This window comes from Methylobacterium soli (assembly GCF_008806385.1).
GTDB lineage: Bacteria > Pseudomonadota > Alphaproteobacteria > Rhizobiales > Beijerinckiaceae > Methylobacterium > Methylobacterium soli.
In genome coordinates this window covers 13,965-35,879 of sequence record NZ_VZZK01000022.1, presented here as the reverse complement: position 1 = coordinate 35,879, position 21,915 = coordinate 13,965, and the positions used below count along the sequence as shown (strand labels likewise).

The window sequence follows — 21,915 nt, the reverse complement described above, 5'->3', positions numbered from 1 at the left end:
CCCGCATCGAATGTCGAGCCTGCGACAAACCGGCCCCGGCCCCGCACGTCAAGTCGCACGCCCCCCGTTGCCCTCCCAGGCCAAGCCGATTATAGAACGCCTCGCTCCAGCACGCGCCCTTCGTCTAGCGGTCCAGGACGTCGCCCTTTCACGGCGAAAACACGGGTTCGATTCCCGTAGGGCGCGCCACTCGCTTCCTTCATATAATTAATGAGTTAGGTGCGATCTGGCAGCGGTACACGATCTTTTCGAAGGCTTTCGTTGTCGAATTCGTTGCCAGACTAAACACGCCGTGAGTGCCTGTCCGTCGCGTCTGGACGAACCCGCTTCGTGTTCTCGTCGGCATCCCGATATCGCAGGACGACAAGCGGCAGGCGTGGCTGCACCTGTGACTAGCCCCTAGTGCACTGACGCGGACGGAGGATTCACGTGCGTGGTGAGGCATGCGAGTCCGGGCGATGGCTCAGACGGTATGTGTGCTCCTCGATATAACCGACGCGGCGCGGCTGGCTGCAATCGCCAGCGACCGCTCCCGCCCGCTCAAGCACATCCAGCGCGCTCGTATCGTCCTGCTCTCAGCCGAGCGCCTGAGCGTCCAAGACGTCGCCCGGCGAGCGGGCGTCAGCCGCCCAGCCGTATGGCGCTGGCAGCGGCGCTACGGCGAGGCGGGCGTCGAGGGCCTGCTGCACGAAAACCTCCGTCTCGTCGTCGTGGCTTCGGCGAAGCTCCCGGCCGGGGCTGTTCATGTACTCGATCATGATGGCTGCCTCCGCGCAGGGGCAGCCGGCCGCAAGCCTGCGGCAGGAAGGCGCTCAGGCTGTCCTGACCGACGCCATCGGAGCAGCCCACCGCAAGCAGGCGTCACCCTGATCTCTGGTGCAGGGCAGGGGACTTGCAGCTCATCGGGCAGGTGTCGGTGGGCGCCGGCGTCATCCTCCACCCGGTTGGCTGTGCGACAGCGGCGGCATGCGTGCCGTCATAGACTCCTTGAAACCACACCGAGCGCCAGCACGGCGTAGGCGCCGATGAAGAACCACGTGCGGTACTTCATGACGGTGGCCCCGATCGTCGGGATCTTCAAATAGAAGCTCGCGACCGCAAGCCCAATGAGCACGATGGATAGCAGGAACGTCACGAGGCGCGGCGGCGAGAGGCTCAGCATGAGAGCAGTGTCGCCACACGTGGTTGAGGAGTGGTGAAGGCGGGGACCAGTACCGGCCGCCCTCCTACCGCCCCGCTTCCTTCGCGATGCCGGCCAAACCTCGCTCATAGCTGCCGGCGATGAAGGTCACAGCCTCCGCGTCGCTCACCGCGTCGGCATCGAAAGTGGCTCGCCAGGTGACCAGTGCTCCTGCCCCATTCGACGTGACAGCAATGGTCGAGCTGTAGTTCTTCACCGGCACAGGGCCACCGAGCAGCCGCGAGCTGTAGCTCATGCTGACCTCATCACGATCGGTCTCGACTTCGACGATGATGCTCTCGCGTTCAGTCGTGAAGAGCCTCCGCACCGGCAGAGCAGCGGCACCATCCTCATCGTCCTCCGAGAGGAAGCAGCGCTTCACCTGAGGATGCCAGTGCTCGATCGCGCAGAAGTCACCCATGATCGCCCACACCGCCGCAGGTGGGGCTGGGATGTCGAGGCCCCGGATGACCTCCAGCGCAGAGCTGCAGGTGCATTGAGCGAGAAAGGTGGCCGACCCGAGGACCTGTGCAGCCGTGTTCATGACGGCCCCCCAGCAGCAGTCGTAAGCGCCATGCGCAGGTCGTCGCGAGCAGCGGCAGGGCATCCAGTCTCAGTGTCTCGCCAGCCGCACAGTGCCATGAGCCGGCATGATCCGCATCAGCAAGCACACTGGATCCTCAGCCAAGTGGCGGGTGACAGCTTCCGGGTGGTGACGGACGACCTTGGTTCAGATCCTGGCTCGAAGTCGCATGGGGTCTCACCTTCATCCGCTGTCTTGCCGGATCACCCTCCGTGAATCCGCTGCTGCAGCAATGGCTGTCAGAACGGCAGTACGGGTTCGTCCAAGTCGACAATGCCGTCCTTAAATTCCTTGAGACCCAGGGCGGGCCCGAAGGCAGGGTTGATCAGGTAGCGTGTGCTTGTACCCGCCCGCTTTGCCCGTACTTTCAAAGCTTTTAGATCGTAGGCAACGTTGAAGATGAAGAGGTCGCTCTCGCTGGTGCGAATACCCAGGACGCCATAATAGAGGAGGAAGTCGATGACGCTCTCAGCTTCCGAAGCGTCAATGCCCGCCTCTTCGATGATAGTTTGAAGGGCGGAAACATCAAGCATGCTTGGCGCGTCGATAAAGTGGTACAGGAGATCCTTCGCTTCCGGCAGGACATCGCTGAGCTCGCGGTCGAGTTCGATGAGGAGATCCTGGGAGTAAGCCCGCATCCCCTTCTCGATGTCGTCCTCACTAATCCGCGCACGGTTGAAGTTGCTGGCAAAGCCGCGTGCGTGGTTGAAGATCTTGAGCACATTGCGCGGGCGCATCAGGGAGCGATCTACAATGAAGGCCGAACTCTCCTCCCCACGGAAATGGGAGGTGCAGATGGTCGGCCAGATTTGCTCGAACGACACCTTCGCTGCCTTACCATCCAGGCAAGAGACGAGGCGCAGGCGCAGCATCTCGCGGAGCAGGTCCGGATCGGTCCAGTCAAGGGTCGCCCTCATCTCCTTGCCGTAGTCGGCCGAGTTGGCCATGAGATGCTCGTAGACGTCGTTGCGAACGAACACGACGCAGCGGAATCGGTGTCCGGCGCGCTGCATCTCACGTTCCACCTTCCGTCCCGCATCGATCAGGCAGCGCAATGCGATTGCGTCGATTACATCGACGCCCTGGGTGGACCAGCCCTTGTCTAGGTTGTCGAACAGAACCCAGACGCTCTCCTTCTTCTCGAGATAGCGCGAGACTCGATCGCGCAGTTTGCGCAGGTCGTGCGTGTATAGCAGTTCGGTGACCTGTTGCGATGTCAGCTTGCGCCCGTCCTCCCGGCCATAGCGCTCAGCGTACTGCTCACTGATCCTCTGCGACAGGGTGAGCAGGCGCTCGGAGAAATCGCCCTCTGCCGAGAAGCTATCGACGCGGTACGTGGCGTCGAGTTCAAGGTAAAGCTCGCTGATCTCGTGGTTGAACTTGTACGTATTCCGATCTTTCTCGAGGAGCTTGTAGGTGACCTCTAGTAGGATCAGGTACTCCCAGAAGGCTGTGATGAGGTGCTGGCGCGCTCCCTCCGTTAGGTACGACAAGATGTCGTCCTTGAGCTTGAGCAGCTGGTAACCCTCGGGTTTTAGATCGACCACGATGTTGCGCTTGTCCGCACGGATTTTGTCACGGACCTGGATGAACAGGGCCGTCTTGCCGGATCCTTTGCGACCGACGACGAGGTTCACGTCGCCTCGCACCGCCCGGTTGTACTGCTCGGTCCGAAGAAAATACTGCGAGAGGGTCGTCATCTCGTTTTCGGCGGTCGGATCGCCGATCGACATGTTCTGGAGCAGGCCGCCGGTCTCGATTGGAGGCGGGTCCGCCTGCTGAAGGTGGTCGTTGATCGCGGGGCAGAAATCAGCCACGCGATCCTTGATGTCGTCAGGGAAACGGTAGGTCTTGATCGCATCGCGCACGTCGAGCGGCGCGTCGTGACCCGCCGGAGAAAGGATCAGCGTCGGCTTACCCATACCATGCGCGAGACCCACCACAAACATCGCACGCACGTTGTGGACGTCGGCGCCTCCCACATCTGACTGCTGAAGCAGAAGTACGACGCCCGAGGAGGCAGCCACTTGGCGAACAGCGTCGCTCGCCGCCAAGCGGGTATCTTCAGTGGGCATGAAGCTGCGGTAGCGGTATCCCGCCTTCTTCACGCGGGAAGTCACCATCGTGGCAGCGGCCGTCCGGGTCGGCGGCTCGACGATGTAGACGGGCGCTTTGCGATCGAGGGTAAGACCGAACGGAAGCGGGGCCTCGTCGACGTGACTGGTCAGCCGGTTTCGCAAGTCCTCAAAGGTCGCATACTCGTGATAGCCGAGTGTGTCGAAGATGCCGGCTTCCTTGGCCACGGCCTTGTCGCCCGCCGTTCCGGAGTGCCGGATCAGAAAAGCCCGCTTCCCACGCCCGACCGTGAAGCCGACCTCGTAGATCACGTTCTGGTTCAGGTAGGTGATGTCGGCCACGACGAACGGAGACTCGTCGATCTTCGCCAAGATCGGCGAGATCAGCGGGTTGCCTGGGATGTCGTTGAAGACCCACGGTTCGTAGCGGACGGGTTGCGCGGTCACTGCATTTGCGTGCCTGACGCCTTGAAGGATTAGGTCGGCGACCGAAGGATCCCTCGAAGAATATGCAACGAATGCGACCTTCGGACCCGACATCGAACCCCTCGCTTCTGGAGTACGACACCGTACCCGTTCGCTCTTCGTTCGTCTGTATGAGGCTCGATGAACGTTTCGGCAACTGCCTAGCTCTCTTTTGAGAGCACGGGCTGCCATTCCCTCGCGAAGGCGGCCGCAACCGGTCGCTCTACGGCAAGCGATTTGTTTCTTGCAAGAGCGCCAGGTCAGAAGTGGTTGAGCAGCTGATCTGACCGCGCCAGGGTACCACCGTGCTCGCTTCGGCGAAGGGGCAAGCGCAAGCGGCACTCCGCGATCCCTTCACTTCCAGCGCTCTTCTGAACAACAGGGCAGCCTCTTCAAGGCACGGAGATCGTGCGACAGGAGCAATCAGCGGTTGATCACGAGCTCTTCGATACCACGCCAAGCGCCAACACTACATAGGCGCCGATGAAGAACCAGGTCCGGAACTTCACGACAGTGGGTCCGATCGTTGGAATGCGCAGGTACAAGCTCGCGATGGCGAGCCCGATCAGCACGGCAGACACAAAGAAGGTCAAGAGGCGCGGAGGCGACAGGCTCAGCATGTGACCATCCTCGCAACGCATGGTTGCGAAGTGGTGAAAGCGCATTTCTGGCATGGGTGAGAGCCGGCGCACTGTGGGCATGAACACCCTCGGCGGAGGTCCGGGACGGGCGCGATGACGGCGACGCGTCGCCGGATCTGACCAAGCACCGCTGCACCATCCGAAGTTGCACACGTAGCGGAGCAGCGCTGTTATGATCGTGCTCACCTCAGAATGGCCAAGCCGCCTCCTCAGCTTCTGCCGCCAACTGCTCTCCCGGCGCGATCAGGTCGGCGATCTCCTCAAGCGGCTGCAGCACCCGGATGGTCCGGCCGGCGGCCGTGATGAAGGTCTCGTTGCGCAGCGGATCCGTGTCACTCAGCGACTGCACGCTGGTGACGCGCAGAAGATGGCGGCAGCCATCCCCATCCTGAACCTGGAGGTAGTTCCCAACCCGTCGAACTGCGTCCATGGCAGCCTCTGTTTGCGCCGAGCTCGGCGTCTTTGAGTGAGGATGGTCTGCGGTCACTTCAGGCCGCTTTGCGCGATGCGTGCACGTCGCTGAAGGCTAGGATCAGAACGCGCCGACCTTTCGCGTCGTGCACGTCGACGATCCAGTCCGACTAGTCGAGACGGCCGCCGCAGCTTGCCATCACCTCGAGGGCCGTCCGTTCGGCGTAGGCATGAGCCAGCCCATCGTCCTTCAGCCGCTTGCCCGTGCGATCGAGCACCGCGTGCTGTCCGTCCGTGCAGTGGAAGCGCTAATGTCTTGCCGCCATTCGCTCTTCCTCCCTTCCTCCACAGCCATTCACAGGCGCTGGAAAGATTGATCCGGGCAGATTGAAAGGGCGCCCGGCATCCTGTTTGTTCTTTTTTTGTTCTAGCACGAGTGAGGGCGATGTCGAACAGCGAACCTATGGAGGTGCGACCCTCCGAGGCCGAGCGGATCGCCTACGCCTACCGGCTGGCGGCGCAGGGCAACGCGTGGGCAGCCCTTGTGCGAGCGATCGAAGATGCGCTTCGGGATCTCGCTGCTGCCGAGCGCCGTCTACAGCAGCAGGAAAGGGTGATCTCTCGTGGCTATGTCCGCGCTCGGCTCGGCCGCCGCTAGGTGGAGCGTCTTTGCGACATCGCCGGTCGGCGCCTCATCGTCGAGTGCCTGCCGTGCCGACGCCGTGGCGTCTACGATCTGGCGCGATTGCGCGAGCGCTTCGGCGAACACGCTGACGTCTACGATGTCTGGCTCCGGCTGACGCAGTCGTGCCGCCATCAGCACGCGCTCGGCGCGCGTCGCCCGAATCAGTACGGGCGAGCCTGCCGAGCGCAACTCGACGTAGAGGCACCGGGCCAGCGAAGTTCGTTGCGCTCGCGTACCTGAACTTAACCACCATCCGGCGACGATAGGAACATGAGCAACGTCATTCGCCCAGACCTTGGCAGCAAGCGAGACAGCGAGTCCTCAAGCGGGGACGGACAGGTTGTTGAGGCGCTCTGCATCTACGGCGAGGAGGCCGGCTACCGAGTTGGTCTGGTGCAGGACGACAGCGAGCCTGAAGGACCCGTGCTCCGGGTCTTTGTCGGCTTAACCGCAGGCAATGACGTCGAAGCCGTGGCTGTCTTGCCGCCCACGCCCGAGGGCAGGGTCGATGCCGATGCGATCGGTCTTGCCATCCTGCGCACACTTGAGATCATCGCCCGCAACCATGAGGACGCCGGCGCGCCCTGAAAGACACAGCGCGCCGGACCTCACCTCTCTCAGGCCATTGCCGGCTCTGCCGCCTTGCGCTTCCCAGCGCGCTTCTTGGGTGCTTCGGCTTCCGTCGGGGCCTCTGTCGCCTTCTTCCGGCTGCCGCGGCCCTTCGAGGCCTCAGCAGGTACAGCAACCTCTGTCACCTTCTCAGATGCGCCGCTGGCCTTTATGGTCGGCTTACGACGCTGCTGACCAAGACCTAGGCTCTTGGCGAGGGAGGAGCGCTGCTCCGAGTAGGAAGCCGCGGTCATCGGATAGTCGGCGGGCAGACCATGCTTAGCGCGGTAAGCCTCCGGCGACAGCCCGCGGATCGTCAGGTGCCGGCGCAGGGTCTTGTAGGCTTTGCCATCCTCGAAACTGATCAGCGCATCATGGGTGATTGACTTGCGGATCTGTGCGGGCGTGGCCTTTGTCTCAGGCTCGTTTACGGCAGGCGGCTGACTGAGGCCGGATACAGCCGCGTGGACGTTCATGAGCAGGGCCGGCAAGTCGCCAGCGGCAACGTGGTTATTCGAGAGGTAGGCTGAGACGATATCGACGGCGAGTTCGATCTGGTTTGTCTGAGAAGCTATTTCGGTTTCGGACATGCGAGGATCTCGTTATTTCCAGAGACCTCAACCACTATGCATTTTCTACGAAGTTGCAACTCGTAGGCAAGCTGCCGGGAAGAGTTTTCCGCAGAAAGCAGCGAATCTCGCGATGTTTCCTGTTTTATGTCTAGCTAACAAGAGACCCGGCGGTGTTGTTCGGCGACCGGCATTGCGTTTGGCTCCCTAAGAGCGTGCTATGAACCATTGAGGACCTTTTTCGTTGCCGAATCATGAGCTTGGATCGCCCTGCCTATCCATCCGATGTGATCGCCGTCGATGAGGATAGTTGCTGATCATCGTCTCGGGATCCCCTCCAGTCGAAAACCCGCTTCTTCCGGCGCCTCATTCCACCCCCGCTACAGCTTCCTGCTCACTTCAACCGCCTCGTCTCTTCCCCTACGCTGACCTATCCGACACCCTTGCCGATGGGCAGCAAGAGGCATGGACAGCTCAATGAACCGCTTGGCAATGCGAGCCGCCTACGGCGCAAGCCAGCTATCCCGCGTCGCATGGTATGTTGGACATGCCTTGACCATGAGCCGCCTTGCGCAGAATGCGCGGCAGGAAGGCGAGAGCACTCGACCTCGCGCTCGGACCACAGCCCCCATACCGAATCTTGATCGTCTGTATGCAGACATGGCTGCGCTCTTCCGGCAGGACCTCGCCAACGTGGAGGCCGGTCTCTACCCCTTGCCGGCCGATCATGACGGCCCACTTCTGACCCGGCTTAACCGCTCGGGCCTCTTTTTCGAAGATTTGCCTGTGGTGCACCGCCGTCGGGAGAGCGGGGGCCACAGCGAGGTGCTCAGTGAGGCAACTCGCGGCAAGCGCCCTCGCTACTACCTCCAGAACTTCCACTTTCAGTCCGGTGGTTGGATGACGGACGACTCGGCCCAGCGCTACGACACGCAGGTTGAGGTGCTCTTCTATGGAACCGCCAACGCCATCCGACGGCAGGCGTTACCGCCGCTGTCCGAGGTCTTTGCCGGGCGCGATCAGCGGGGCCTGAGGCTTCTCGATGTGGGTTGCGGCACCGGGCGCTTCCTTGATCTCGCCAAGCAGTCTTGGCCGCGTCTGCCGTGTCTCGGGCTGGACATGTCAGAGGCCTACATCAGAGAGGCAAAGCGTCATCTGAAGCGGTGGGGATGGACTCAACTGATCGTGGCCAATGGCGAAGCTGCCCCTGTACCCGACGCCAGTCAGGATGCGGTGACCAGCATCTTCATGTTTCACGAATTGCCACCGCAGGTTCGCCGCACGGTGTTCGGTGAGTTCGCCCGCATTTTGAAGCCTGGTGGTCGCCTTGTCGTAGTGGACTCGCTCCAGCGGGGCGATGTGCCGGATTACGATGGGCTGCTCGAGCTCTTCCCGCAGAACTTTCATGAGCCCTACTATGCGAGCTATATCGAGGAAGACTTCAGCACCGTAGCGCGCAACTGCGGCCTAGCGCTTACACGCAGCGTGAATGCTTTCGTCTCCAAAATCATAGTATTTGACAAGCAAGTTTAGCGCAAAATCAGATCAAAGTCGAGATGATCCGAGGGGCGCCCTTCTATTAAGTGGTTCGTCCGGCGTGACAGGTGAATTAGAGCGACGAGCCCTTCCGTGCCTTTTCCTGCTGTACAAGCTCTTCCAAAAGCCTCTGTGCAAGCGCGGCATGTTGCGCCTTGTCTACCTGAACAGTTTTCTTGCCGTACGGCGTTGTCACCGTCATAAAGTTTCGATCGACCTTGAAGGTGCCGGAATAGGTTCTGCCGTCTAGCTTGATGTGAACCGAGTGGCCCGACATGTGAAAGCCCTCTTGGCCGCGAGATCTGTACCTCACCAGACCTTCAATCCAGGATGACTCTTTTCGTGCCTCACGTCATCATAGAAAAGTGGCGACGGTGCAGCTGGGAGGGTTCGATGCTTTACCTCAAGAACGGCCTGCACAACACCCGAAACTTAGTAAGCGAGGCGGTCAGATTGGATGTAACAAGCCTCATTGAGCTCTACGGCGACGCTGCCTTCAGTGAAGCTTGCGAGAGAGCTCAGCGAGCACGGGCAAGAGGTGATCGAACGGAAAAGCTGCTATGGACTCAAGTGGCTCTCAGAGTACGCCACAGAACCTTCGGGGCCGCTCCAACTCTCGCCGTTCAGGCGGTCCCGGTAAAGTGCGCGAAAGTGCGCAAGCCTCGTCCGGCAAAGCGTTCTAAGCCATGTGGCCCCAACCTCGCTCATCCAGCGCGACATTGAGCTCGCAACCGAACGTGGTCTCGAGAGCTATTGCCAAAGTGCAACCGACCCGGCGAGCAGCTCAACGGAGTTCATCTCCGGCCATGCATCGTCCGCTCGTTGCCGGGCAATGTCTCGTACCAAGGCGCATACGAGGTGTTCCAAATCATTCGTCTGTCGAAATCCGGAGTACCGTCGCTCCACCAGACAGGTCCGCGTTCGCCAAGACTACGCTTGGCAGCCTCGACGACGGCACTTGCCGCAGCGAGCAGCGCCCGATCTCCCGATCGTCGGCCTATCCTGATCGATCGACGAGCCTCCATCAGATCACGGCGGAGCCGGTCTCTCTCAACCGGCTCCAGATCAGGCCGGTGTCGCCGCCATAAACGCCCGTGCACGACGATGTAGCGGCCGTCTGGCGTATCAAGCACGTGCATGCTCGACCTCTGTCCGACCTCAAACAACGATCTCAATGCTTCGCACTAACAATGGCCTGGCCGGCCTGGCGGTAGGCATCTCTGGCCTCGTCTAGCCTGCAGACGGTAGCAACTCGTCCCTGCTGACTTCCTCCCATTCCCGGTCTGCCCCATCGGGGTCAGCGGGCGGGACGAGCCAGAGCCACAGGTCACGCTCACCGACCTCCACAAGGCTCACGAAGCCACGATCCCATCGCGCCGTCCACAAACGACCGACCCGGTGGACGGGCCCGATGATCCGCCCCTCTCCGCCAGGATGATCCTTCCGTGCCACCTCGCTGCGCAGGCGCTGCTCGGGCGTGCCCGCAGGCCGCTCCTTGACCTCCATGGACAGAGCGAAGTCGGTTGAGCAGCGTCGGCCCTTGCAGTCGATCTCGCTAGCAGGGTTCTTCAACCACAAGAGTTCGTTGAGCACGACATGGACGCTCAGCGGGAGTTGGAACGGCACGGGAATGATATCCACCGGCGTGGCGGTCAGGACTGTGGCAAGGACGAGTTCCCGCATGACAGTGCCTCCCGAACCACTCCGGCTGCTGCGGGGCATTTATTCCGTACAGCGCCGAGATACATGTGCCCGGAAGCAGCCACTTGGCGACGATACGCTCGAATTGTACCGTTCATATCAGGTTCTGCGCCGAGAGCTCATTCTTGAGGTAGGCATAGTAGATCGGGGCTGCCACCACGCCGGCGATCCCGAAGATCGCATCCATGACAAGCATCGCTAGCAGGAGCTCCCAGGCCCGTGCATGGATCTCAGAACCCATCACACGGGCATTCACGAAATACTCCACTTGTGAATGACAACCAGGAACATCAGAGAGCTTACCGCCAGCAGGGGCGACACGCTTAAGCTCACCACCACGATGATGGTGTTGGAGATCAGGTTGCCGATCACAGGCAGAAGCCCAACAATGAAGGTCACCGCCACCATGGTCTTCGTGAGTGGTAGCTTGGCCTCTATCCAGGGAACGACGAGAAACAGGTACAGCGCCGTGAGAGCCGTGTTCAGGGCTGAGATCCTGATCTGGGCAAAAACTACGCTGCGGAAGGCAGCCCCAAGGAGGCGCACGCGTTCGGTCAGGGCGCGCACAAGGGGACCATGCTCGCGACCCCCTATTTCGCGACTGACGGCGATCATGCCCCCAATGATCATCCCGATCAGGATGTGAACTAACGTCCGCCAGACATCCTGGCCAATGGAGCGCAACTGCCCTGCATGTTCATGCAGCCACGTCGAGGCGGTCGTCCTTAGCTCATCCGGGTCTGTTGGCAGCGAGCTGAGGGCCCAGGTGGGGAGATGGGCGCGAGCTGTCTCAACGACCTCGGCCATTTTCTGGAGGAGAACCGCAAGGTTGTCCGACCCGCCAGACAGCAATGAGATCAGCCCCAGGATTCCGGCTCCCGTCGCCACGATGACGAGGATGGCGAGAAGCGCCACGACGATGATCTTCCCAGTGCGGCGGGCAACGAGTTCGCCGTTGCGGCTGGGCGCGAGCACATGCACGAGTTCGTAGACTAGCAACCCGGCTAAGAGGGAGGCGAGCAGGCCGACCTGCAGGGCGCCGATCAGAGCAATGGCAGCTAGAACCTGCGTCGTGATCTCGATCCGGGAGAGCACTACTCCTTTGAACGGAATGGGCTGACCCGGTGGTGGATGCCGTCCAATGGGGTCGAGCATGTCTCCAGCTACAATTTCCCTATGCCGCGATTGGTTTCTGTGATGATCGTGTTCGCGGCGCTTTCCGAGCGCGCTGACGCTCTGCAAGCGCGTGCTCGTTTGTGACGTCCACCATTAGCGAGCCATCCTGAAGACCGGCTTCGCAATAGAGGCCTCTGAGCAGTGCTCGCACCATCAACGAAAGGGAACCGCGGTTTCGCAAGTTCCCCGTGGTAAAGGCGGGGGCACCTTGGTAAAACGCCTCCACCTCTTTTCAGGTCACTTCTTTCCCATCGGCCTGTTGGCTTGACCAGACGGCTTGTTTGAGTGACTGCTGGCGCCATCACGACCCGTCAGCCGGCCAGCCATCTTCTTGAGTGAATCTGTGACGTCGTGGGTCATCTCAGACATCGACTTCATGGTAGCCTCACGTCAAACCAGCGCACAGGCTGCGCCCTATAAACAACGATAATAGGCCGCATTGCGTTCGATCGGATCCCTGCCGAGGCATGTTCTTCCGATCTCACAGGAGCCGGCCCAAAGATTTTTACTGCAAAGCTTGAGATCGTGATTCAATGCTCGGCCGTTGCGGCTCGATCGATCTTTGCTGCTAAGATGAAGTCGTTCTCGTGCAGGCCCTCGATCTTATGGGTCTGCAGCGAAACCGTCGCGTAGCCCCAGCCGAAGGTGATGTCGGGGTGATGGCCTTCACTCTCGGCTAACTCGGCAACACGCTGCACAAATTCGAAAGCGTCGGCAAAACTGGCGAAATCAAATTTGCGCTCGATGCGATGTGACTCATCGAGCAAAACCCACTCTGGGGTTTGACTGCGATGCGCCTCGGCCTCGTCAGGCGTGAGTGGCGGAATGCCGCCGCGGCACGGTGTGCAGGATTTCGTAATGAGTTGTTCGGATTGACCGGGCATGGAGCGATCCTCCAGGATGAATTAACTTAGCACAGCTGCCCCGGCTTGCCAGGAGCTTCCTCATCAGCGGCCGCTCCGAAAGTTGGCTGGTCATCTGTACTACGGGACAGCTTGGGCATGTTGGGTGGGCTGCGAGCAGCATGACGTTGATTCTTGTAGCGGGATGCGATGCTACTCCGCTGCTTCAGCCGGGCTCGGGGGCGCTTAAGCCAGCCTGATTGTCGATGCGTGTGCGAAGGCTATGTGATGGCTCAAGCTGGAACCTCTTTGTCGGCCTACGACGTGGACCAGGAGGTCCGGCACTTTGATGTTCTGGTCGTTGGAGCCGGAATTTCGGGGATCAGCGCCGGCTATTACCTGCAGGCCCGATGCCCGGGCAGAAGCTTTGCAATCCTCGACAGCCGAGATGCAATCGGCGGCACCTGGGATCTCTTCCGGTATCCTGGGGTGCGGTCGGACTCGGACTTGTATACATTCGGCTACAGCTTCCGGCCGTGGCGGGGAGACAAGTCGATTGCGGACGGCCCTTCGATCCTGAGTTACATCCGCGACACCGCCGAGGCCTACGGCATCGATCGGCGGATCAAATTCGGACACTGCGTGACACAGGCGTCGTGGAGCTCCGCCGATGCTCTCTGGAACCTCGACGTCGAAGTTGGAGCTGACCGGCTTCCTACACGCTACGCCTGCCAGTTCCTCTATCTGTGTACTGGCTACTTTGATTACGACGCAGGCTACATGCCCACCTGGCCAGACATGGATCAGTTTCGCGGTCCCATCATTCATCCGCAGCTCTGGCCGGATGACGCTGATTACGAGAACAGACGTGTCATCGTGATCGGCAGTGGTGCGACCGCCGTCACGCTCGTGCCAGAGTTGGCCAAGGCTGCAGCGCACGTCACTTTGCTGCAACGCTCGCCTACCTACATCGTGACGATCCCCGGCGAGGACGCGATCGCCAAGTGGCTTCGGCGGCACCTGCCTGACAAGCTCGCACACGGCTTGTCGCGTTGGAAAAACGTGTTTTTGGGGCTGCTGCTCTACACGCTTGCACGTCGTCTACCGAACTTCATGACGAAGGCCATGCTACGTGCAGCGCAGAAGCAACTTGGCCCTGACTTCGACGTCAATCGTCATCTCCGGCCCCGCTACAAGCCATGGGACCAGCGCCTGTGTTTAGCTCCGGATGGCGATCTCTTCCGAGCAATCCGCTCTGGTCAGGTCACGTTAGTGACCGGCGAGATCGAGAGTTTCACACCAGCCGGGCTGCGGCTTCGCTCAGGCGAGCAGCTCGAGGCCGATGTCATCGTGAGTGCAACGGGACTGCAGCTGAGGCTTATGGGTGGGATGCGGCTGGAGGTGGACGGCACTCCGCTCGATCCTTCGAAAGAGCTCACCTACAAGGGCATGATGTTCAGCAATATTCCCAATTTGGCAGGCGCCATTGGCTACACCAATGCGTCCTGGACGCTGAAATGCGAACTGACGTCGCGCTATGTCTGCCGCCTCCTCAACCACATGCAGGAGCAGGGCTACTCCTGGTGCGTGCCGCGCAGGCGCGACCCGGCCGTCCTTGAAGAGCCGGCGGTTACCCTGACGTCGGGCTATATCCAGAGAGCGCTCGCATCCCTCCCAAAGCAAGGGTCGAAGCGACCGTGGCGGCTGCACCAGAATTACCTACTGGATTTGGTGGCGCTGAGGTTCGGATCGTTGGCCGATGGCACTTTGGAGTTTGGGAGGCGTCTTGAGCGATAGAACTACGCCCCTCCCTTCTTTTGCCAAAAGGCATCGCAGAGTGCCCAGAGGGATTGGGGATCAACAGCTCTGTGCAGCCGGCATTTCCAAGGTCTGACTGCTCCGCCGGGTGAGAGGCCTCAAGAGCTCCCGAAGTGTAGTGACATCTCAGTCAGCCGGACGCTGACGAAAGGGTTGCGCCCGCGGAGGAAGCTGAACGGGCTCTGCCGCCCGAAGTCCCAAGTCGCAGTACCAAACGAGACGCGGGCCCATGCTTGAGCGGGCGTAATCCGGAGATCTCCACCTCCACTACCCATCAGAGATGTCTGCACGATAGCAGTGCGGACCGGCCAGCGCCCCGGCATAGAGGTCCGACTCCGAAACAGAAGGTCCGCAATTGGCTGCTCGTCAGGCGTCTCCGCACTCGCCCGAAAACGGGGATCTTCGGCATCACGGGGTTGCCGAATCCGGAACGCAGCCTCTTGCTTTGGGATGCTCCACATCGCACGGGCACCTGCGATCGAGGCCGGATGATCAACCCAGATGAAGGGGACTGTGAGTGACGGGCGTCCACTGCCATGAACCTGCACGGCAGCCAGCACCTCGTTGTAGGCCAGATCGCCGCTTGGCTCGTAGACAGCAAAGGCTGTTCCGACCAACACACGGCCCAACATTGTGACAGGCCGCAGATCTTGAGGCAGCCAGTCAGCCGGTAGCGCAGATGCTCTCACCTGCCATAACGAGACGTAGGCCGTCCCGTGGAGACGCCAGGGTGCCGGCGGGTAGCTCACCCCATCGGGACTCGTCAGCCAAGCTGTCGACTCCGCAACCATGGCGATCACGTGCTCCTTGTTGAAGCGGCGGCATATCACATCGAATTGGGCGAGCAGAACATGCCACCGACCCTGCGTGCTATCGTTGATCAAGGATCAACTGCCGATGCACATCATTGTAGTCCACTGTGCCAGCACCATCGCGGAACGCCGGCGGGGGACTACGATCCTGATGCCGACCGCCATGGTGGATAGCATGAACCCGGCCATTGCCCTCTCGCTCACTGGATCCGCGAAGATCGAGATTTGCTGATTGGACCCTGTGTCGCTCATGGCAGGAGCACTCCCTTCAGAGCTGTATAGTCGCAAAGTGTCCAGCAAACTCCATGAACGGCGAACGACGCAAAGGACGATATCACCAGCTCTTTGGGAGGATTGAACGATTGACGGCCCGGTTCTCGCGTCGGGTGCTGACAAGCCGAGGGTTAGGGCCGCAGCGCAGCTGCTTGCCAAGATCTTGGGTGGTACAGGCGGTACCGGTAGGTGAGACAGGGTGGTACCAACCATACCGGGCAGCAATGCCGGTACCACCCGGTACCCTGCGCGGTACCACCTCGTCCAAGCATTTCCCCTTCGAGTACCGCCTGTACCACCTGTACCGCCCTGAGGGAGGCGCCTCTCCGCTTCGACACAAATTTTGTGGAGCAGCTCAGTTAGTGCCAACCTCCAGCCGTTCACCGCACGTCCCGATGGTGCTGCAGACGTGGGATGACGTAGGACGCTGAGGACCCGCCGGAGTTCGCCGATGCCTGAAGCCGCCCTGGAGCGATCAAGCGCTCAGAGCAGCTGCCGTAGTGGGCAGGCTGCGCGCTGTCCAGCATCTCTCGCGGAGCACCTCTCGCTGCGATACACTCGGCTCTAACAGGAGGAGCGCCGCATGACCATCGTCGTTTCCACCAAGGTAATGGAAGAAGGCAAAGCGGCGAAGGCCGCTGGCAAGACTGTCTCGGCTGATCCGTATCGGGCAGGCTCGCAGGAGAGCGCGGATTGGCTCGCGGGGTACCTCTACGACGAAACGGAACAGAACGTTGATCGCCCTGAAGGTGCCGAGGGCTGAAGCGATCAGCAGGGCCGCCTCGCTTCACGCTCACGCTTCAGAGGGGCGTCAGATCAGCGGACTACCCCCTCTCCAGCGCATGAGCTTTGCATCCAATCGTCGTCCCTACCCGAGAGACGCGATTGCGGAAGCTGGTTCAACGCCTGAGCTCGATGTTGGGGCCCATCGCATCCCGTCGTCTCTGGAGCTTACTTGGATCAAGCAGCTTCTTGGTGCTCACATTCGCGCCCACGCCCGCCAGAGCTTGCTCTGACCTCGTTTTCGGACGCGAGCGGAAGGTAGTGGATCTTCCCGGTCTGACGCCTCGCCTGCTACTCGAAGGCCATCACAGCATCAATGAGACGGCCGCCGGAATTGACGAGGGCGAGGAGGGGCGCAAACTCAGCCCGACTCTGCGGATCAAGAAACGTCGGCGGCGTGTAGACCTCGCGCCCCGTCGCTGCCTCCACGACACGGAAGCGTCCGGCAGCCTTGTCCAGAATAAACGGCTCGGCGCGTGTCAGTGTCGTGATCCCTGCCAGGGCTCGTTGCCATGAACTCAGTGGCCAGCCCAAGCGATCTGTGCGGCCTGGCTGGCAGCTCATCGCCACCGCTTCTGCATAGTCCAGCATCATGTCGTCGATTTCTGCCGGTCCAATCATTGCTATCCATCATCCCTATGGTGCACTGCAACAAAAACGAGCGGGAGGTCACTTAGGTTCCTGCAGATGATCGGAACTTCGGCGGTCTGCGAGCGGCCACGCGCCCAGCCTGTTGAGAGCTCGGCACACCGTTGCGGCGAGGTACCGTTCGAGGATTTGGAGCTTGCCGCCCTGTCCCGTCTTCCGTGCCGGGCTCTAAGGGATGCACTCAACGCACTGGTCAAAGACGGTGCAGTCACACGGGGCTGCGAGAAACGAGCCCGCATCCGCGTCAACACGACAGGTCGCGCCCAGCTCAACGAGTCCAGATCGCAAGCGGGAGTCCCGGTCCGCTGCGAAGGTGCCAGTCAGGTGAGCGCAGAAGCCCAGGCGGCCAAGGGCAGTTCGGACTACGCAAGTCGCCAGGACCTACCACTCCTCTGAAGAGGCAACCGTCGCGTCCAAGCTTTCGACCGAGTGGCGGTACGGCCGCACACTCAGTGAGCCGGGCAACAATCAGCGGTGTCGTGGTCGTTAAGACCCGACAATGTGTCCGATAGGCTTCAGAGGCTCGACTCGGTCGGCCACGATCTTCAGCATGGCCAGGAGCGGCACGGCAAGCAGAGCGCCGGGGACGCCCCAGAGCGTGTGCCAGAAGAAGAGGGAGATGATCACCAAAACGGGGTTCAGCGTGAAGCGCTTGGCCAGGAGCATGGGCGTGATCGTCTCACCCTCAGCGATGTGGATCAGCAGATACAGGCCCGCCGGCATGAGGGCGTACCAGGGCCAATCCAGACTGAGTACCCCCACGACGAAGAAGATCACGAGACCCGCCAGAGGTCCAAGGATCGGGATGTAGTTCAACAGGAATGCCGTTGCTCCCCAGAGGAGTGGTGTGCCGAGGCCGCAGGCCCACATGGCAAGGCCTGTAACCACGCCCACGACGACATTCATCATCGTGATCGTGAGCAGGTAGCCGGTGATGTTGGTCTCGATCTCCTGGGCGATCTCGACGGCCTGACGCTTGCCGGAGAATGTCGGTAGCACCTCAACAAACCCGCGCAGCAATCGGTCGCCCGAGGCGAGGAGGAAGAAGAGCACGATCATGGTCGTGAAGAAGCGCGACAGGATCGCGGCGGTGCCTGTGGCCAGGTAGCCTGCCAGGCCGGAAGCAGGCTTTGCCGTGACGGTTTGGCTCTGCCCGTCTTGGCCCCCGGCTGCGGTCAAATTCTCGATCGCATGCAGGCCTTGCTGCAGCACCTCGAGAGGATGGCGCAGCACGGCAAGCTTGTCCTTCAGGAGCGACAGGCTTTCCGGCGCCCTCTGGATCCACCCTGCTGCTGGTATGGAGACGGTGAAGCCGACGCCGGCAATCGCGCTGAACACCACCAGGATGAGCAACGCTGCGGCGAGTGAGTTGGGCATGTGAAGCCGCTCATGCAGGATCCGCATCGCTGGTCCGAGCAGAAGCTTCAGCACGAGCGCGAGGACGACCGGTAAGACGATCTCCTTGCCGAAGTAGAGCGTGTAGACAACAGCAAGCAGACTGAGCACCAGGATCCCAACGGAGCGGACCCCTCAGGGGATTGCATCGCCGGCTGCAGCGGCTTCCTGCGCTTCGTCATTGCGGCGCTCAGCGGCACGATCGTTGGCCGGCGAGGGCTTGACCGCACCTTCTTCTAGGGTGATTGCCACTCGCTGCTCCCGAACGCGTGCCGTACCAACAACGGGCTGGACCGATGAACCGATCCGCTGCTGATCTGAGCTGCATAGCCAAGTGGTCCGAGATTGAGCTTGGCGCATTGTTGACGGCTTCACTTCTCCGAAGTCCAAGCCATTTCGGGCATCCCCGGTCAACGCCGTGGCCGGTCGAGCACTCGGCCGGGTAGACCTCGTCGATCCGGCTCAGGTAGTCGTGTTGTTCGTTCGATTTCCCGCTCCCTTACACCCAGGTGGCACAAGCGGTACCGGTGGTACTCGAAGGGGAATGAGGCCTGCCAGGGCGGTACTGGGTGGTACCAGCAATCCTTCGGGCAAAAACCAAGACCCCCGGTAGTACCCGGTACCACCTCGCCTGACGATTTCCCCTTTGAGTACCACCTGTACCCCCTGTACCCTGCAGGGGAGGGTGGCTCCGCACAAAACACTGCGGGGGCGGGGCCACCTACTCGGAGGAGGTCGGATGTAGATGCTGAGTCTGTGCTTCTGCTGAGGCCGCCTTTTCACAAGCGATCTGCTTCGGGCTTCAGCCCATTGACGAAGTTTGAAAATCGGGCCGGACCAGCCCCTCTGCGGCTCATGCGAGACCTTACGACAGGCCCGAGTGGGTCTCGCCGGATTCAGCTCGGCGGTCGGCTGACGAGGACCGGCTCGGAGATCACGCGCTCGGAGAAGAACCGCTGCAGAGCGCGCAGTTTCGGAGCATCATTCGCAACGATGTAGAGATGGCGAGGGTGCAGGGCCATGAAGTCCTGATGATAACCCTCAGCCGGGTAGAAGGCAGCATCCCGCTCAATCCGCGTGGCGATTGGCTGTGAGTACACCTTGGCTGCTTCGAGCTGAGCGATGTAGGCCTCCGCCACCCGCGCCTGCTCGGCATCGCTCGGGAAGATCGCCGAGCGGTATTGCGGGCCGGTGTCCGGACCTTGGCGGTTCACCTGTGTCGGATCGAGGGCGACCGAGAAGAAGATCTGCAGAAGTTCGTCGTAGCGGATGACCGCCGGATCGTAGGAGATGCGCACCGCCTCGGCATGATTGGTCCGGCCGGAACTGACCGTCTCATAGGTTGCGGTCTCCTGGCTGCCGCCGGCATAGCCCGACACAGCGTGCTTCACGCCGCGAACATGCTCGAACACGCCTTGGACACCCCAGAAGCAGCCGCCGGCCAGAGTGGCGGTGCGTAGCCCGACGGCGGGTTCCGCCGCTTGCAGAGCCGCGTCTGGCAGCCGTTGACCCGCTTCTTGCGCGACTCCGTAGTTCTGCAAGCCTGCGAGGAGGCCGATTCCGGCCGCAGCGGCGACCGCACTTGGCCAGAGGCTACGGGTGAAGCGATTGAGAGTCAGGCAGTCATGGTTGCCTCCTGAGGTGCGGCAGACGAGGAACGGTCAGGCAGGGAGAAAGCGAAGGGCCGCACCGTTCATGCAGTAGCGCTGACCCGTAGGCGGCGGACCATCGCTGAAGACGTGGCCGAGATGGCCGCCACAACGGCGGCAATGCACCTCCGTGCGGCTCATCCCGAACATCGTATCTGAGGTGGTACCGACCGCATCGGGGAGCGGCGCCCAGAAGCTTGGCCAGCCTGTCCCACTCTCAAACTTCGTTTCCGACGAAAACAGGGGAAGGTCACAGCCGGCGCAAGCAAACCGGCCCGGCCTCTTCTCGCCGTTGAGCGGGCTTGAGCCAATGCGTTCGGTCCCATGATCCCGAAGGATCGTGTATTCGGCGGGACCGAGCTGACGCCGCCACTCGGCATCGCTCTTCACGATCTCGAAGTCTTCGGCGGACGCGTGGCCAACGGTGCGCAGCCCTGCGAACACCCCGAGGAAAGAGGCTCCGGCATACAAAGATTGGCGGCGGTTCATGAGCGGCTCCTCCTGCCGAAACGAGTGTCATCGTTTAATTCGTGCCTTGGCTCCTTCAGTTACATGGTGCGGGCATTTTCTCCGTGCGCTCCAACATGCGGAACTGGCACAAGTCAAAGCTTTCGCGGCGAAGATGTTGACGAAGCTGCGGGGTTGTTTTGATTGGTGAGGCACTAATACACCTCCCCAGAGGTGCGGAACGAAGTCTCGGTATTCGACCTTACCCGGATGCCGAGCATGACGCCTCGATTTGGCGCCTTTGCTGCCGCGCTCGCTCTGCTTTCAGCCGCTAAACTCTGTGCCGGCCTCATCGCGCGAGCGTCCGGCGGCCGTCGAATTCTTTCCCTCTCAGGACTGTTCATCTTGTCCGCCTGCCGAGGCGCTGCTCGGCGAGTATGCCCGCCGTGCCGGTGTGCGGCCGCTTGGTTTCCACCTCACCCACTGGAACGATCTCAGCTGGAAGGACACCTTTTCGTTCAAGGTCGCCGATCGGCGGCGCATGAACGGTCATCCGGGTTCTGGGATGCGGCTCGAGAACCGCAGCGCGAGAATATTGTGCAACGCAATCAGTAGGTTGCTTATTGGCTATAACATCTGATGGTGAAGATTATAAATTAATTTGGATCCAATTTCCTCCGCGCGCCTTGAATGTAAGAGGCCGGCCATAACTTAGGTGCAGTGCGATAGTCGACGTAAGCGCCTTCGCCGCCTCAGGTGATCACGCTTATATTCTTATGCCCGCCCATCGAATACATAATCCTCACAGGCAGGAGACCCAATGGCTTTTGACCAAAACAACGCCCAGACCAAGCAGCGTGAGCAGCACGAGAAGCTCGCCGACACCGCCAAGGCGAACCTCAACAACGCTACTGAGCAGGGCAAGCAGTTTGCCGATGCCGCACGCGAGGGCCTCAACAAGATGACCGATCTGCGCGAGCAGGCGACGGAGAGCACCAAGCAGGTCGTGCAGAGGAGCGTCGAGACCGCTGCGCAGCAGGCCCGTGAGGCCGCAGACCGCTTCACCCGCACACTCGGTTTCTCCGGTGAAGACAGCGAGCGCCTGGCCCGCCAGTCCAAGCAGAACCTGGAAGCCGTTACGCGCTGCGGCACCGTTCTGACCCAGGCTTTCCAGGATGCCTCGCGCAGCTGGTTTGGTTTGGCTCAGAGGCAGTTCCAGCGCAATCTCGAGGGCATGAACAAGCTGGTGCATGCCAAGTCGGTTCAGGAGTTTGCCGCCATTCAGAGCGAGCTCGTCCGTGATGGACTGCAGCACATCGTCCAGGACAGCAAGGCAATCACCGAGGCCTCAGCTCGCGCCGTTGACGAGGCCAGCAAGACCTTCTCCAACGTCGCTCAGACTCGCTGAGATCCTGTTCAACCTTGACGCACTGCAGATTCCAAGCTGGCAACAAACTCAGGGCGGCTCCGTCGGCCGCCCTCTGCTCCTTTGAGACGCACGAGCCTCCTTCGATCTCGCGCGGCGGAACCGGACATGTGGAGCCATTCCGTCGAGCAGTCTCTCTGAAGACGTACCAGCCAGCTGTTGATGGTGGTTTCTGCAGTCACGCGGCTCGT

24 protein-coding genes, 1 tRNA gene and 2 pseudogenes are annotated in these 21,915 nt (G+C 61.1%); 10 read left to right on the top strand and 17 right to left on the bottom strand.

Annotated elements, in window-relative coordinates; all coding sequences use genetic code 11:
• Nucleotides 1–113 precede the first annotated feature (113 nt).
• Together F6X53_RS19440 and F6X53_RS32505 are read left to right on the top strand one after the other, a co-directional pair.
• Nucleotides 114–189, top strand: a tRNA-Glu gene (locus tag F6X53_RS19440).
• Between the two features lie 269 nt (nucleotides 190–458).
• Nucleotides 459–701 (top strand): annotated as a pseudogene (locus F6X53_RS32505) (helix-turn-helix domain-containing protein); the annotation flags it as partial.
• Nucleotides 702–976: 275 nt separating this feature from the next.
• On the opposite strand, the gene F6X53_RS19430 reads toward F6X53_RS32505, so the two are convergent.
• The 6 genes and pseudogenes from F6X53_RS19430 to F6X53_RS34030 form a co-directional block, all read right to left on the bottom strand.
• Nucleotides 977–1,162 carry a hypothetical protein gene (locus F6X53_RS19430; RefSeq protein ID WP_151001847.1) on the bottom strand — a complete coding sequence of 62 codons (186 nt, stop codon included), beginning with the start codon at nucleotides 1,160–1,162 and terminating at the stop codon, nucleotides 977–979.
• Nucleotides 1,163–1,226: 64 nt separating this feature from the next.
• Entirely contained in the window at nucleotides 1,227–1,724 is a 498-nt protein-coding gene (locus F6X53_RS19425) for an SRPBCC family protein (protein WP_151001846.1), read from the bottom strand.
• Between the two features lie 278 nt (nucleotides 1,725–2,002).
• Nucleotides 2,003–4,285, bottom strand: coding sequence for a P-loop ATPase, Sll1717 family (locus tag F6X53_RS19420; protein ID WP_151001845.1), 2,283 nt, complete (start codon nucleotides 4,283–4,285; stop codon nucleotides 2,003–2,005).
• A 452-nt stretch (nucleotides 4,286–4,737) separates the two neighbouring features.
• Nucleotides 4,738–4,923: a hypothetical protein gene (locus tag F6X53_RS19415; protein ID WP_151001844.1), complete on the bottom strand. Its 186-nt coding sequence runs from the start codon at nucleotides 4,921–4,923 to the stop codon at nucleotides 4,738–4,740.
• 208 nt (nucleotides 4,924–5,131) lie between these two features.
• Complete coding sequence (locus F6X53_RS19410) at nucleotides 5,132–5,374, bottom strand: hypothetical protein (protein WP_151001843.1); 243 nt, start codon at nucleotides 5,372–5,374, stop codon at nucleotides 5,132–5,134.
• A 151-nt stretch (nucleotides 5,375–5,525) separates the two neighbouring features.
• Nucleotides 5,526–5,648: pseudogene (locus F6X53_RS34030) on the bottom strand (hypothetical protein); the annotation flags it as partial.
• Between the two features lie 152 nt (nucleotides 5,649–5,800).
• Here F6X53_RS34030 and F6X53_RS32920 point away from each other — a divergent pair.
• Both F6X53_RS32920 and F6X53_RS19395 read left to right on the top strand, forming a co-directional pair.
• Nucleotides 5,801–6,013, top strand: coding sequence for a hypothetical protein (locus F6X53_RS32920; protein ID WP_151001842.1), 213 nt, complete (start codon nucleotides 5,801–5,803; stop codon nucleotides 6,011–6,013).
• Nucleotides 6,014–6,310: 297 nt separating this feature from the next.
• Nucleotides 6,311–6,628 carry a hypothetical protein gene (locus F6X53_RS19395; protein ID WP_151001840.1) on the top strand — a complete coding sequence of 106 codons (318 nt, stop codon included), beginning with the start codon at nucleotides 6,311–6,313 and terminating at the stop codon, nucleotides 6,626–6,628.
• A 29-nt stretch (nucleotides 6,629–6,657) separates the two neighbouring features.
• Here F6X53_RS19395 and F6X53_RS19390 read toward each other — a convergent pair whose 3' ends face one another.
• Nucleotides 6,658–7,239: a Ros/MucR family transcriptional regulator gene (locus F6X53_RS19390; protein ID WP_151001839.1), complete on the bottom strand. Its 582-nt coding sequence runs from the start codon at nucleotides 7,237–7,239 to the stop codon at nucleotides 6,658–6,660.
• Between the two features lie 639 nt (nucleotides 7,240–7,878).
• Between F6X53_RS19390 and F6X53_RS19385 the strand changes: the two genes are divergently transcribed.
• Nucleotides 7,879–8,751, top strand: a complete 873-nt coding sequence (locus F6X53_RS19385) for a class I SAM-dependent methyltransferase (RefSeq protein ID WP_191970907.1) — start codon at nucleotides 7,879–7,881, stop codon at nucleotides 8,749–8,751.
• 76 nt (nucleotides 8,752–8,827) lie between these two features.
• On the opposite strand, the gene F6X53_RS19380 is transcribed toward F6X53_RS19385, so the two are convergent.
• From F6X53_RS19380 to F6X53_RS19360, 5 genes are all read right to left on the bottom strand, one after another.
• Complete coding sequence (locus F6X53_RS19380; RefSeq protein ID WP_151001837.1) at nucleotides 8,828–9,031, bottom strand: hypothetical protein; 204 nt, start codon at nucleotides 9,029–9,031, stop codon at nucleotides 8,828–8,830.
• 517 nt (nucleotides 9,032–9,548) lie between these two features.
• Nucleotides 9,549–9,893: a hypothetical protein gene (locus F6X53_RS33235; protein WP_151001836.1), complete on the bottom strand. Its 345-nt coding sequence runs from the start codon at nucleotides 9,891–9,893 to the stop codon at nucleotides 9,549–9,551.
• 91 nt (nucleotides 9,894–9,984) lie between these two features.
• Nucleotides 9,985–10,437: a hypothetical protein gene (locus F6X53_RS19370; protein WP_151001835.1), complete on the bottom strand. Its 453-nt coding sequence runs from the start codon at nucleotides 10,435–10,437 to the stop codon at nucleotides 9,985–9,987.
• Nucleotides 10,438–10,707: 270 nt separating this feature from the next.
• Nucleotides 10,708–11,610, bottom strand: coding sequence for an AI-2E family transporter (locus F6X53_RS19365; RefSeq protein WP_238298870.1), 903 nt, complete (start codon nucleotides 11,608–11,610; stop codon nucleotides 10,708–10,710).
• Nucleotides 11,611–12,161: 551 nt separating this feature from the next.
• On the bottom strand, nucleotides 12,162–12,515 hold the full coding sequence (locus F6X53_RS19360; RefSeq protein WP_151001834.1) for a 4a-hydroxytetrahydrobiopterin dehydratase: 354 nt from the start codon (nucleotides 12,513–12,515) through the stop codon (nucleotides 12,162–12,164).
• A gap of 246 nt (nucleotides 12,516–12,761) precedes the next feature.
• Between F6X53_RS19360 and F6X53_RS19355 the strand changes: the two genes are divergently transcribed.
• Complete coding sequence (locus tag F6X53_RS19355; RefSeq protein ID WP_151001907.1) at nucleotides 12,762–14,270, top strand: flavin-containing monooxygenase; 1,509 nt, start codon at nucleotides 12,762–12,764, stop codon at nucleotides 14,268–14,270.
• A gap of 119 nt (nucleotides 14,271–14,389) precedes the next feature.
• Here the strand turns inward: F6X53_RS19355 and F6X53_RS34025 are convergent, their stop codons facing one another.
• Complete coding sequence (locus F6X53_RS34025; RefSeq protein ID WP_373876033.1) at nucleotides 14,390–15,082, bottom strand: acetoacetate decarboxylase family protein; 693 nt, start codon at nucleotides 15,080–15,082, stop codon at nucleotides 14,390–14,392.
• A 106-nt stretch (nucleotides 15,083–15,188) separates the two neighbouring features.
• Here F6X53_RS34025 and F6X53_RS19345 point away from each other — a divergent pair, with 106 nt between their 5' ends.
• Both F6X53_RS19345 and F6X53_RS19340 read left to right on the top strand, forming a co-directional pair.
• Nucleotides 15,189–15,335: a hypothetical protein gene (locus tag F6X53_RS19345; RefSeq protein ID WP_191970906.1), complete on the top strand. Its 147-nt coding sequence runs from the start codon at nucleotides 15,189–15,191 to the stop codon at nucleotides 15,333–15,335.
• A gap of 624 nt (nucleotides 15,336–15,959) precedes the next feature.
• Nucleotides 15,960–16,139 carry a hypothetical protein gene (locus tag F6X53_RS19340; RefSeq protein WP_151001832.1) on the top strand — a complete coding sequence of 60 codons (180 nt, stop codon included), beginning with the start codon at nucleotides 15,960–15,962 and terminating at the stop codon, nucleotides 16,137–16,139.
• Between the two features lie 311 nt (nucleotides 16,140–16,450).
• On the opposite strand, the gene F6X53_RS19335 is transcribed toward F6X53_RS19340, so the two are convergent.
• The 4 genes from F6X53_RS19335 to msrB all read right to left on the bottom strand — a co-directional run bounded on the left by F6X53_RS19335 (nucleotide 16,451) and on the right by msrB (nucleotide 20,340).
• The gene (locus F6X53_RS19335; protein WP_191970905.1) at nucleotides 16,451–16,753 is read right to left on the bottom strand and encodes a hypothetical protein; all 303 of its coding nucleotides are present in this window, start codon (nucleotides 16,751–16,753) and stop codon (nucleotides 16,451–16,453) included.
• Nucleotides 16,754–17,293: 540 nt separating this feature from the next.
• A complete protein-coding gene (locus F6X53_RS19330; protein WP_238297886.1) occupies nucleotides 17,294–18,313 on the bottom strand; it encodes an AI-2E family transporter in 1,020 nt (339 codons plus the stop codon).
• 785 nt (nucleotides 18,314–19,098) lie between these two features.
• Nucleotides 19,099–19,821, bottom strand: coding sequence for a peptide-methionine (S)-S-oxide reductase MsrA (gene msrA / locus F6X53_RS19325; RefSeq protein ID WP_151001830.1), 723 nt, complete (start codon nucleotides 19,819–19,821; stop codon nucleotides 19,099–19,101).
• A gap of 42 nt (nucleotides 19,822–19,863) precedes the next feature.
• A complete protein-coding gene (gene msrB / locus F6X53_RS19320; RefSeq protein WP_151001829.1) occupies nucleotides 19,864–20,340 on the bottom strand; it encodes a peptide-methionine (R)-S-oxide reductase MsrB in 477 nt (158 codons plus the stop codon).
• Nucleotides 20,341–20,590: 250 nt separating this feature from the next.
• On the opposite strand from msrB, the gene F6X53_RS19315 reads away from it, so the two are divergent.
• On the top strand, nucleotides 20,591–20,938 hold the full coding sequence (locus F6X53_RS19315; protein WP_151001828.1) for a DUF1223 domain-containing protein: 348 nt from the start codon (nucleotides 20,591–20,593) through the stop codon (nucleotides 20,936–20,938).
• A gap of 180 nt (nucleotides 20,939–21,118) precedes the next feature.
• Complete coding sequence (locus F6X53_RS19310) at nucleotides 21,119–21,706, top strand: phasin family protein (protein ID WP_151001827.1); 588 nt, start codon at nucleotides 21,119–21,121, stop codon at nucleotides 21,704–21,706.
• Nucleotides 21,707–21,915 lie beyond the last annotated feature (209 nt).

Excerpts from the sequence above, each read along its gene's own strand:
- F6X53_RS19430 (WP_151001847.1), bottom strand. The coding sequence starts at position 1,162 with ATGCTGAGCCTCTCGCCGCCGCGCCTCGTGACGTTCCTGCTATCCATC.
- F6X53_RS19425 (WP_151001846.1), bottom strand. The coding sequence starts at position 1,724 with ATGAACACGGCTGCACAGGTCCTCGGGTCGGCCACCTTTCTCGCTCAA.
- F6X53_RS19415 (WP_151001844.1), bottom strand. The coding sequence starts at position 4,923 with ATGCTGAGCCTGTCGCCTCCGCGCCTCTTGACCTTCTTTGTGTCTGCC.
- F6X53_RS19410 (WP_151001843.1), bottom strand. The coding sequence starts at position 5,374 with ATGGACGCAGTTCGACGGGTTGGGAACTACCTCCAGGTTCAGGATGGG.
- F6X53_RS32920 (WP_151001842.1), top strand. The coding sequence starts at position 5,801 with ATGTCGAACAGCGAACCTATGGAGGTGCGACCCTCCGAGGCCGAGCGG.
- F6X53_RS19395 (WP_151001840.1), top strand. The coding sequence starts at position 6,311 with ATGAGCAACGTCATTCGCCCAGACCTTGGCAGCAAGCGAGACAGCGAG.
- F6X53_RS19390 (WP_151001839.1), bottom strand. The coding sequence starts at position 7,239 with ATGTCCGAAACCGAAATAGCTTCTCAGACAAACCAGATCGAACTCGCC.
- F6X53_RS19385 (WP_191970907.1), top strand. The coding sequence starts at position 7,879 with ATGGCTGCGCTCTTCCGGCAGGACCTCGCCAACGTGGAGGCCGGTCTC.
- F6X53_RS19380 (WP_151001837.1), bottom strand. The coding sequence starts at position 9,031 with ATGTCGGGCCACTCGGTTCACATCAAGCTAGACGGCAGAACCTATTCC.
- F6X53_RS33235 (WP_151001836.1), bottom strand. The coding sequence starts at position 9,893 with ATGCACGTGCTTGATACGCCAGACGGCCGCTACATCGTCGTGCACGGG.
- F6X53_RS19370 (WP_151001835.1), bottom strand. The coding sequence starts at position 10,437 with ATGCGGGAACTCGTCCTTGCCACAGTCCTGACCGCCACGCCGGTGGAT.
- F6X53_RS19365 (WP_238298870.1), bottom strand. The coding sequence starts at position 11,610 with ATGCTCGACCCCATTGGACGGCATCCACCACCGGGTCAGCCCATTCCG.
- F6X53_RS19360 (WP_151001834.1), bottom strand. The coding sequence starts at position 12,515 with ATGCCCGGTCAATCCGAACAACTCATTACGAAATCCTGCACACCGTGC.
- F6X53_RS19355 (WP_151001907.1), top strand. The coding sequence starts at position 12,762 with ATGGCTCAAGCTGGAACCTCTTTGTCGGCCTACGACGTGGACCAGGAG.
- F6X53_RS34025 (WP_373876033.1), bottom strand. The coding sequence starts at position 15,082 with ATGGTTGCGGAGTCGACAGCTTGGCTGACGAGTCCCGATGGGGTGAGC.
- F6X53_RS19345 (WP_191970906.1), top strand. The coding sequence starts at position 15,189 with ATGCACATCATTGTAGTCCACTGTGCCAGCACCATCGCGGAACGCCGG.
- F6X53_RS19340 (WP_151001832.1), top strand. The coding sequence starts at position 15,960 with ATGACCATCGTCGTTTCCACCAAGGTAATGGAAGAAGGCAAAGCGGCG.
- F6X53_RS19335 (WP_191970905.1), bottom strand. The coding sequence starts at position 16,753 with ATGATGCTGGACTATGCAGAAGCGGTGGCGATGAGCTGCCAGCCAGGC.
- msrB (WP_151001829.1), bottom strand. The coding sequence starts at position 20,340 with ATGAACCGCCGCCAATCTTTGTATGCCGGAGCCTCTTTCCTCGGGGTG.
- F6X53_RS19310 (WP_151001827.1), top strand. The coding sequence starts at position 21,119 with ATGGCTTTTGACCAAAACAACGCCCAGACCAAGCAGCGTGAGCAGCAC.